This window comes from Streptomyces sp. OR43 (assembly GCF_008042275.1).
Lineage (GTDB): Bacteria > Actinomycetota > Actinomycetes > Streptomycetales > Streptomycetaceae > Streptomyces.
In genome coordinates this window covers 73,313-79,856 of sequence record NZ_RDBK01000008.1, presented here as the reverse complement: position 1 = coordinate 79,856, position 6,544 = coordinate 73,313, and the positions used below count along the sequence as shown (strand labels likewise).

6 protein-coding genes are annotated in these 6,544 nt (G+C 70.0%); 2 read left to right on the top strand and 4 right to left on the bottom strand.

Features of this window, described 5'->3' with window-relative positions; all coding sequences use genetic code 11:
* The 4 genes from EAO72_RS42765 to EAO72_RS04295 all read right to left on the bottom strand — a co-directional run.
* Positions 1 to 652, bottom strand: a 652-nt coding sequence (locus EAO72_RS42765) for a TerD family protein (protein ID WP_261991314.1), incomplete at its 3' end; no start/stop codon positions are given.
* Between the two features lie 248 nt (positions 653 to 900).
* The gene (locus tag EAO72_RS04305) at positions 901 to 1,479 is read right to left on the bottom strand and encodes a TerD family protein (RefSeq protein ID WP_123526718.1); all 579 of its coding nucleotides are present in this window, start codon (positions 1,477 to 1,479) and stop codon (positions 901 to 903) included.
* A 131-nt stretch (positions 1,480 to 1,610) separates the two neighbouring features.
* Positions 1,611 to 3,734, bottom strand: coding sequence for an excinuclease ABC subunit UvrB (uvrB, locus tag EAO72_RS04300; RefSeq protein WP_148015867.1), 2,124 nt, complete (start codon positions 3,732 to 3,734; stop codon positions 1,611 to 1,613).
* Positions 3,735 to 3,797: 63 nt separating this feature from the next.
* A complete protein-coding gene (locus tag EAO72_RS04295) occupies positions 3,798 to 4,694 on the bottom strand; it encodes an MHYT domain-containing protein (protein ID WP_148015866.1) in 897 nt (298 codons plus the stop codon).
* 212 nt (positions 4,695 to 4,906) lie between these two features.
* On the opposite strand from EAO72_RS04295, the gene EAO72_RS04290 reads away from it, so the two are divergent.
* Together EAO72_RS04290 and EAO72_RS04285 are read left to right on the top strand one after the other, a co-directional pair.
* Positions 4,907 to 5,893, top strand: coding sequence for a glycerophosphodiester phosphodiesterase (locus EAO72_RS04290; RefSeq protein WP_148015865.1), 987 nt, complete (start codon positions 4,907 to 4,909; stop codon positions 5,891 to 5,893).
* A gap of 59 nt (positions 5,894 to 5,952) precedes the next feature.
* Complete coding sequence (locus tag EAO72_RS04285; RefSeq protein ID WP_148015864.1) at positions 5,953 to 6,495, top strand: methylated-DNA--[protein]-cysteine S-methyltransferase; 543 nt, start codon at positions 5,953 to 5,955, stop codon at positions 6,493 to 6,495.
* Positions 6,496 to 6,544 lie beyond the last annotated feature (49 nt).

Genomic DNA, 6,544 nt, shown 5'->3' with positions numbered 1-6,544 from the left:
CCCTGAACGAGCCCTCCTCGCCGTCCTCCGCACCCACCACCCCGTGTCGGACCCGGCCGCCCTCCGCGGTGCGGGGCGGGGGCGGGGTCACCGAGCGGGCCAGTCCGCGGGCGACCGCTTCCTGGATCGAGCCCGCCAGTTCGGCCGCCCCGGCGACACCCTGGTCGGCGAGCATCGCGGCGAGACCGCCGGCGTAGCCCTGCCCGACCGCGCGGACCTTCCAGGCACCCTGCCTGCGGTAGAGCTCCAGGGCGGCGACGGCGGACTCACTGTCCAGACCGGTCAGGGTGAAGGTGGCGATCTCCGTGCCGTCGAGTCCGGTGACGGCGACGAAGGGCGAGGCGACGGCCCCGAACCGGGTCGGGCCACCCGCCTCCAGCGGCAGCGCCAGCAGCACGGTGACCCGGTGCACCGCCTCGGGCAGGGCGTCGAGGTCGACCGCGAGCCGGTGCTCGGCCGCGGCCTGCCTGGACACCTCCAGGCCGGGCAGCTGCGGGGAGCCGGGATGGGCTATCCACTCGACGCCGTGCACGGTGCCGTGCTCGTCCCCGAGCGTGGCACCGGCCACGACGGACGCGCCGGCCGAAACCCGGATCTCCAGACGGGTCTGGGGCAACGTGTGGTTCTGCCCCCGGACCAGCTCGGCCGTCATTGCCCTGTCCCCTCGACGAGTTACTGCTGCGCGATGCGGTGTCGTGCGTGATGCGGTGTCGTGCGTTGTCGTATGCGGTGCGTGATGCGTTGTCGTATGCGGTGCGTGGTGCGGCGTCGTCATACGTGGTGCGTTGTCGTACGTGGTGCGGCGCCGGCGGTACCGGTCCCGCGATGTGGTGCAGCTCCCGGCGGCCGATGCTGCCGGGAGCTGCGCGTCGTGATGCGGACCCGTGGGTCCGGCACTGCCTACAGGTGCGGCAGGATCGCCGGCATGAGGTCCTGGAAGGTACGGCCGTTGGCCGGGTTGCCGATGGCGGTCATCTGCCACCCGCTTCCCGAACGGTGGACCTTCGCCATGATCTGGGCGGTGTACTGCCCGCCGCCGTCCAGCGTGTAGCGGGCGAGCTCCTGGCCGTTGGTCTCGTCCACGATGCGGCAGAAGGCGTTCTGCACCTCCTGGAACGTCTGGCCGGTGAAGGAGTTCACCGTGAAGACGATCTGGTCGATGTGGACCGGCACCCGCTGGAGGTCGACCAGGATCGCCTCGTCGTCGCCGCCCGAGCCGGCGCCGCCGACCAGGTTGTCCCCGGTGTGCTTGACCGAGCCGTCATCGCTGACGAGGTGCCGGAAGAACACGACGTCGACCGGCTGCTTGTCGGCGAACAGGACCGCCGAGGCGTCCAGGTCGATCTCCCGGGTGCGCGAGCCGAACAGACCGCGGCGCGGAGCCGCCTGCCAGCCGAGCCCCATCCGTACCGCGGTCAGGGTCCCCCCGTCGCTCTTCTGCAGGCTGATGGCCTGACCCTTGGTCATATTGACCGTCACGCGCTGTCCCCTCTCCGCTGTCCCCGCAACCGTCCTTGCGCGGTTTTCCAGCACCCTACGCACGCACACCGCTGACACAGCCACCGCGGGCCGTTTTGTGTCGGTCCTGCAACACACCGGCTGCCGCGGGGTCAGGCCAGACCCGCCTCCCGCATCTGGCGCAACTCCTTCTTCAGCTCCCCCACCTCGTCACGCAGCCGGGCGGCCACCTCGAACTGCAGGTCGGCGGCGGCGGCCCGCATCCGGTCGGTCATCTCCTCGATGATCCCGGCGAGCTCGGCGGCCGGGCGGTCGGTGACCGTCGCCTTGCCCCCGTCCGCCTTGCCCTTCGCGGCACCGGTCTTGATACCCAGCGTGGGCACCGGCGCCTTGGTCCCCCTGCCCTGGCGGTAGCCGGTGCCGAGGAGTTGCTCGGTGTCGATCTCCTCGCGGGCGATCGTCGCGACGATGTCGTTGATCTTCTTGCGCAGCGGCTGCGGGTCGAGTCCGCGCTCGGTGTTGTACGCGATCTGCTTCTCGCGGCGGCGGTTGGTCTCGTCGATGGCCTGCGCCATCGCCGGGGTGATCTTGTCCGCGTACATATGGACCTGCCCCGACACGTTACGAGCCGCGCGCCCGACGGTCTGGATCAGCGAGGTCGCCGAGCGCAGGAAGCCCTGCTTGTCGGCGTCGAGGATGGCCACGAGCGACACCTCGGGCAGGTCGAGGCCCTCGCGCAGGAGGTTGATCCCGACCAGGACGTCGTACTCGCCCGAGCGCAGCTCCCGCAGCAGTTCGATGCGGCGCAGGGTGTCGACGTCGCTGTGGAGGTACCGGACCTGGATGCCCAGCTCCAGGAAGTAGTCGGTGAGGTCCTCCGACATCTTCTTGGTGAGGGTGGTGACCAGGACCCGCTCGTCCTTCTCGGTGCGCTTGCGGATCTCGTGCACCAGGTCGTCGATCTGGCCCTCGGTGGGCTTGACGACGATCTCCGGGTCGACGAGGCCGGTGGGCCGGATGATCTGCTCCACGAAGCCGTCGCCCCGGGAGAGCTCGTACTTGCCGGGGGTGGCGGAGAGGTAGACCGTCTGGTTGATCCGTTTGAGGAACTCCTCCCACTTCAGCGGGCGGTTGTCCAGGGCCGAGGGCAGCCGGAAGCCGTGGTCGACGAGGGTCCGCTTCCGGGAGGCGTCGCCTTCGTACATCGCGCCGATCTGCGGGACGGTCACGTGCGACTCGTCGAGGACGAGGAGGAAGTCCTCGGGGAAGTAGTCGAGGAGGGTGTGGGGAGCGGTGCCGGGGTCACGGTCGTCGAAGTGCATCGAGTAGTTCTCGACGCCGGAGCAGGTGCCGATCTGGCGGAGCATCTCGATGTCGTACGTCGTACGCATGCGCAGTCGCTGGGCCTCCAGCATCTTGCCCTGCTTCTCCAGCTCGGCGAGGCGCTGCTCCAGCTCCTTCTCGATGCGGCCGACCGCCTTCTCCATGCGCTCGGGGCCCGCGACGTAGTGGCTGGCGGGGAAGACGTGGAGCGACCGGTCCTCGCTGATGATCTCGCCGGTGAGCGGGTGGAGCGTGGAGAGGGCCTCGATCTCGTCACCGAACATCTCGATGCGGACGGCGAGCTCCTCGTAGACCGGGAAGATCTCGATGGTGTCGCCGCGCACCCGGAAGGTGCCGCGGGTGAATGCCAGGTCGTTGCGGGTGTACTGCATCTCGACGAAGCGGCGCAGCAGCTGGTCGCGGTCGATCTCGTCACCCACCTTGAGCTGGACCATCCGGTCCACGTACTCCTGCGGGGTGCCGAGGCCGTAGATGCAGGACACGGAGGCGACCACGACGACGTCCCGCCGGGTGAGCAGCGAGTTCGTGGCGGAGTGGCGCAGCCGCTCGACCTCCTCGTTGATCGAGGAGTCCTTCTCGATGTAGGTGTCCGACTGCGGGACGTACGCCTCGGGCTGGTAGTAGTCGTAGTACGAGACGAAGTACTCGACGGCGTTGTTCGGCAGGAGCTCGCGGAACTCGTTGGCCAGCTGGGCGGCGAGGGTCTTGTTCGGCGCCATCACCAGGGTGGGGCGCTGGAGCTTCTCGATCATCCAGGCGGTGGTCGCCGATTTACCGGTGCCGGTCGCGCCGAGCAGCACGACGTCCTTCTCACCCGCCCGGACGCGCCGCTCCAGCTCGGCGATGGCCGCCGGCTGGTCGCCACTGGGCTGGTAGGGACTGACGACCTCGAAAGGCGCCACCGAACGTTCGATCTTCGAAACGGGCCGCATACAACCACCGTACGACCCCCCACTGACAACGGGGCCGGCTCAGCGCTCGCGGCGGCCCTCCGGTCACCAGTCCTGCGGCTGCGTGGAGTCCTGGCGATGCTGCGAGTGGAACGAGGCCGGGTCGGCGTGCGTTCCGAACCGCGGAACCTGGCGCTGGGCCGGGATGCCGGGCATCCGGTCTCCCCGGCCGGCCTCGGGGTCGTTCCAGTCGGGGGTGCCCATGACCACCAGGGGGTCGAACATCACGACGACGGCGGCCAGCAGCAGGAAACACGCCGGGCCGATCAGCATGGGGACGAGCAGCGCGGTGGCGCTGTCGCCGGAGCCCGCGGAGGAGCCGCTGAGGGCGGCGGCGGGGTGGAGGTGGACCCTGAGGGCCGCCATGCCCGTGTAGTGCATCCCGCTCACCGCGACACCCATCACGACGCTGGCGCCGAGGCTGGGCAGGAAGCCGTGGATGGAGACCGCGGCCCAGAGCGCGGCGGTCGAGGCCACCACGGCGATGACGACCGAGAGTGACACGGTGATCGTGTCGTACTCGAACTGCCCATCAAGTCGCATACCGGCCATGCCGAGGTAATGCATGGAGGCCACACCGAGTCCGGTGATCGTTCCTCCCGTCACCAGAGCCATGCGGGTGGCGCCGCGGTACCCGACCAGGAAGATCCCGATACCGACCATGACGATCGCGACGGCGAGGCTGGCGAAGGTGATGGGTTTGTCGTAGCCGATCGGCACCTCTTCGACGGTGAACCCCACCATCGCGATGAAGTGCATCGTCCAGATCCCGGAGCCTATGGAGGTCGCGCCCAGAGCCAGCCACCCGGCCTTGAAGGAACGCTCGGTACGCAAGGACCGGGTGGTGCAGCGCAGGCCCAGGGCCGCGCCGAGACAGGCCATGAGGAAAGCGGCCACGGGAGTGACCGCCCCATAGCCGAAACCGTCGATTGTGCCCTGCATGCTCGTACGCCCTTCGCAGAAGCCCGGGTTCGGATGACCCTAAGGCGCAAGGCCCGGCAAACAAACAGAAGAGCTGCATTTTATCGACAGGGACGGCGGCCCGTGACCTGGTCCCCGAGGTGCGTTCACGTCGTGGCCATCCGTCGCCCCTTCCCTGTTCGGGGACGGCTGGGACCCTCGGGCCGTCCGTCACTCTGACGCAAGGAGTCCACGTGTACGCAGGCACCGCAACCGCCTCCGCCGCTGCCGCCGCCCTGCTGGGCGCCGGCGCGTTGCTGTTGTCGAGCACGGCCGCCGGGACGCCGGGCACGGACACCACCCCGGCCGGCCGCACCGCGACAGTGGCCCACACCGTCGCCGCACCCTCCGCGACGGCCGTCGGCACCGGCGTCCGGACGCCGGCCGGCATGGCCCGGGGCCGGACGGACGACCCGCGCGTCATCGCCCACCGAGGTGCCTCGGCATACGCTCCGGAGAACACCCTGGCGGCCGTGGACAAGGCCGACGTCCTGGGCTTCGACTGGGTGGAGAACGACGTCCAGCTGACCCGGGACGGCGTGCTGGTCGTCATCCACGACACCGATCTGAAGCGGACCACGGATGCCGAGGAGGTCTTCCCCGACCGTGCTCCGTGGGCGGTCAAGGACTTCACGGCCGCCGAGATCGCCCGGCTGGACGCGGGCAGCTGGTTCGGTCCGCTGTACGCCGGTGCCCGGGTGCCGACACTGCGGCAGTACCTGCACCGGATCGGGCGCAACGACCAGAACCTGCTCCTGGAGATCAAGAGCCCCGAGACCTATCCCGGAATCGAGCGGGCGACGCTGCGTGTCCTGCGCCAGGAGGGGTGGCTCGACCGCGAGCACGTCCGCGGCCGTCTGGTGATCCAGAGCTTCGGCGCCGGCAGTGTGCGCAAGGTGCACGAGCTGCGCCCGGACGTCGTCACGGGCTTCCTCGGCACTCCGGCCGTCGCGGATCTGCCGTCGTACGCGGAGTTCACCGACCAGATCAACCCGGCGTACACCTCGGTCTCGGGCGAGTACGTGGCGGCGGTACACGCGCTGAAGGGCCCGCACGACAAGCGGCTCCAGGTCAGCGCCTGGACGGTCAACGACGCCGAGCACGCGCTCCAGGTGGCCGGCTACGGGGTGGACGGCATCATCACCAACACCCCCGACGTGGTGCGTGAGGCCACCGGCTGACCGGCCGGGACACCGGGAACCGGCGTCCGTTGTCAGTGGGCGGTCGTACCGTGGTGACCATGAACAACGACGGGGTTGTCGAGTGGGCCGTGGTCGACAGTGACATCGGCCCACTTCTGCTGGCCGCGACCGAGGCCGGGTTGGTGACCGTGGTCTTCCACGCCGGGCCGGCGGTCCGGCACCGGGCGCTGGACCGGTTGCGCACCCGGCTCGGCGCCGAACCCGTGGAGTCGCCCGGCTCCGCTCGCCTGGCCGAGCCGATACGCCAGCTCGCGGCGTACTTCGCGGGCACGCTGCGGGAGTTCTCGCTCGACCTCGACTGGTCGCTGACGAGCGGCTTCAACCGCCAGGTGCTCCGCGCACTGGCGACGGGCGTGCCGTACGGCGCGGTCGCCGGGTACGGGGACCTCGCCGACCGGGTGGGCCAGCCCGGAGCGGCCCAGGCGGTCGGCGCCGCGATGGGGTCCAACCCGCTGCCCGTGGTGGTGCCCTGCCACCGGGTGGTGGAGAGCGACGGCGGGCTCGGCGGCTTCGGCGGCGGGCTGGAGACCAAGCGGCAGTTGCTGGCCCTGGAGGGTGTGCTGCCGCAGCCGTTGTTCTGACCGACGGGCCCCGCGGCGTCGTCTCCGGATCCGGCATGACTGCCATTGA

Excerpts from the sequence above, each read along its gene's own strand:
- uvrB (WP_148015867.1), bottom strand. The coding sequence starts at position 3,734 with ATGCGGCCCGTTTCGAAGATCGAACGTTCGGTGGCGCCTTTCGAGGTC.
- EAO72_RS04295 (WP_148015866.1), bottom strand. The coding sequence starts at position 4,694 with ATGCAGGGCACAATCGACGGTTTCGGCTATGGGGCGGTCACTCCCGTG.
- EAO72_RS04285 (WP_148015864.1), top strand. The coding sequence starts at position 5,953 with ATGAACAACGACGGGGTTGTCGAGTGGGCCGTGGTCGACAGTGACATC.